Origin of the sequence: Caballeronia terrestris (genome assembly GCF_001544515.1) — a bacterium.
GTDB lineage: Bacteria > Pseudomonadota > Gammaproteobacteria > Burkholderiales > Burkholderiaceae > Caballeronia > Caballeronia terrestris.
In genome coordinates, this window is sequence record NZ_FCOL02000265.1 from 1 (window position 1) to 2,567 (window position 2,567).

The 2,567-nt window shown below is 57.8% G+C and carries 5 protein-coding genes; 1 reads left to right on the top strand and 4 read right to left on the bottom strand.

Features of this window, described 5'->3' with window-relative positions; all coding sequences use genetic code 11:
- The coding region (locus AWB67_RS36275) for a carboxymuconolactone decarboxylase family protein (protein ID WP_235025569.1) at positions 1 to 343 on the top strand (343 nt) is incomplete at its 5' end.
- A 73-nt stretch (positions 344 to 416) separates the two neighbouring features.
- Here AWB67_RS36275 and AWB67_RS36280 read toward each other — a convergent pair.
- The 4 genes from AWB67_RS36280 to AWB67_RS36295 form a co-directional block, all read right to left on the bottom strand.
- Positions 417 to 938 carry an aspartate carbamoyltransferase gene (locus AWB67_RS36280; RefSeq protein WP_087660671.1) on the bottom strand — a complete coding sequence of 174 codons (522 nt, stop codon included), beginning with the start codon at positions 936 to 938 and terminating at the stop codon, positions 417 to 419.
- Positions 939 to 1,218: 280 nt separating this feature from the next.
- On the bottom strand, positions 1,219 to 1,650 hold the full coding sequence (locus AWB67_RS36285; RefSeq protein WP_087648675.1) for a YeeE/YedE family protein: 432 nt from the start codon (positions 1,648 to 1,650) through the stop codon (positions 1,219 to 1,221).
- A 1-nt stretch (position 1,651) separates the two neighbouring features.
- Complete coding sequence (locus AWB67_RS36290) at positions 1,652 to 2,086, bottom strand: YeeE/YedE family protein (protein WP_087660672.1); 435 nt, start codon at positions 2,084 to 2,086, stop codon at positions 1,652 to 1,654.
- A gap of 15 nt (positions 2,087 to 2,101) precedes the next feature.
- Positions 2,102 to 2,419, bottom strand: a complete 318-nt coding sequence (locus AWB67_RS36295; protein WP_087660673.1) for an ArsR/SmtB family transcription factor — start codon at positions 2,417 to 2,419, stop codon at positions 2,102 to 2,104.
- Between the last annotated feature and the right edge of the window lie 148 nt (positions 2,420 to 2,567).

Genomic DNA, 2,567 nt, shown 5'->3' on the forward strand with positions numbered 1-2,567 from the left:
CGGCAATTCCGATTACAAAGACCTCACAGCTGCAGTGTCGGTTCAGATGCGAGCGATGCGCGCGTCACAACCCGATTTGATGACGACATTTGGCCAGCTCGCTGCTGCCGGCACAAGAGACGGGGCGCTTACCCGAAAGACGCGGGAACTGGTGGCGTTAGGGATTGCGATTGCCTGTCGTTGCGACGACTGCATCGGCTTTCACGTCCAGACGTTGGTGAAGTTGGGCACGACAAGAGCCGAGCTGGAAGACGTGCTCGGTACTGCAGTCTATATGGGAGGCGGCCCATCAATGATGTATGCCACCCATGCGTTGAGAGCCTTCGAGGAATTCTTGCCCTGACTACCAACGCTTTCGGATTTCTGCCAGTTTCTGCCAGGCGAGCCAGCCCCCGAAATGCACCGCAGTACCCGACTTATGGCTGCGGCATCCCGGCGTGATGATGCATCTGCCCATCAACGGCGTCAGCACCGTGGTCCGAAAGCTGCGCGTCGAACCAAGCGTGAAGCGACGACACCAACTTCGGGTCATCGCTACGATAGGTGATTTGGCCTCCGCTTTTTATGTCCTTGTACGCAATCGATATCTGGCCGGGCTTTGCCGCCTCGAGATATGCCAATCCGGGCATGTCAGGTCCGTGAGTCCGGGCAGGTCCCGAAAAGTCGCCACGCTGAAAGTGCGCCTGGATTTCACGCAGGTGCTCACGAATCAGCCGAATCTGGACGCCATCAGATGGATTTTTCGCAATCACCCGCTGGCTACCACCATCGTGCGATTTGCTGAAGATGTGAGTTGTGGCCTTGAGGCTGAACGGCATGACCTCCGCACCTCGCTGCGCGACCTGTGCCCGACGTTCAGCGTCCGCCGCGAGCGATTCATGTGGCGCGTTCACGCCCGCCATCACGATGAGCGTAGTAAATAATATGGTCGGTTTCATTGAATGCGCCTCCGCATGATTAGCAGTGGCGCCTGCTTGCCCACATTCCCGCAGACGGGGCGACTGCAAGTAAAGCTAGCGGCACAGCGTTGGCAAAATCCAGGCGAAGAACAAAGAGCGGCAAGGGGAGTGTCGTCATAGCACCGCCAGCCCCCGTCAACGCGAGAGTCAGACCGACGGAACGTCTCAGGAACATGCCGCCAGCAATCGTGCTGTCCATTCGTGTGCTTCATAAAGCTGCCGCGTTTGCGCGGACCCCGCTCAAATGAGTAGCAGCAACTCATGCCTGCTTCCGACTCAGTTTGGTGCGCTCAAGGAACTCGAACACAATCATGCCGCCAAGCATCGCGGCAACAAAACCCCACGCCTTCGGAAAGTTAGCGCCCAATGCGACCAGCGCAGGCCCTGGGCAAAATCCTGCAAGCCCCCAGCCCACACCAAACACCGCGCTTCCCAGCACAAGTCTCAACGTTACTTCGGTGCTGGACGGAATCTGCATGGGCAGACCCAGCAGGGATTTCTTGCGGCGTTTTGCAAAGAGGAACGCGACAGAGCCGACAGCTATCGCGCCGGCCATGACGAATGCGAGAGACGGGTCCCATCGTCCCGCGATATCAAGAAATCCCAGCACCTTCGTCGGATTGGCCATGCCGGACACCATCAGGCCGACGCCAAATAGAAGCCCGGAAATTAAAGCAGCGAGCAAACCCATTTCAACCTCCCAGCAGATGTCTGGATACGAACACGGTTACAAAGCCGCTTGCCATGAATGTTGCCGTCGCGACTAGCGAACGGATGGACCCTCGCGAGATGCCGCAGACACCATGGCCGCTCGTGCAACCGCTCGCGCAACGCGTGCCGATGCCAACCAGAAAGCCAGCGACAAGTATTTCGCCCCACCCAGCCTGGATATCAGGCGCTACCGCGTGACCCAGAAAGCCTGCCAGCACGGGGGCCCCGACAAGCCCAGCAAGAAAAGCGACGCGCCATCCCGCATCTTTCTGAGGCGTACCAAGCAGACCACCCAGAATGCCGCTGATGCCAGCGATACGTCCGTTGAAGAAAACAAGCACGGCAGCGGCGGCGCCAATCACCAGGCCGCCGGACAGTGACAGGCCCGGCGTAAAGCTCGCGATATCAATCGACATGACCCCTCCTCGTCTTCATCGGGCGCAAAACTGGTCGTACAGCACGGTCATGACCGCAATCGCTTCCTTGCTCGCGATGGAATAAAAGATGCTTTTCCCCTCCCGCCGTGTCGCCACGAGTTCGCTATCGCGAAGTACGCCGAGTTGCTGGGAGAGTGTGGGCTGACGTATACCCAACTGTTCTTCCAGGTCGCTCACACACAACTCGCCCTGGGATAACTGGCACATCAGAAGCAACCGGTCGGGATTGGCCAGCACCTTCAGCAGCGCACAGGCTTTCTCTGCGGAGGCCTGCATCACCGACAGCTCGATTGGGGCGGACTTCTTCCTCATGTCACCATCCTGTAATTTACACACAAACACTATATTGCATTGTATATTATGTGTGAATAAAATGAGTAGTATCTGAGGAGGTCATGATGCAGCCCATCCTTGGCGCGCCCAATGGTCGAATACGACGCAATCGAGCGTCATGCTTACC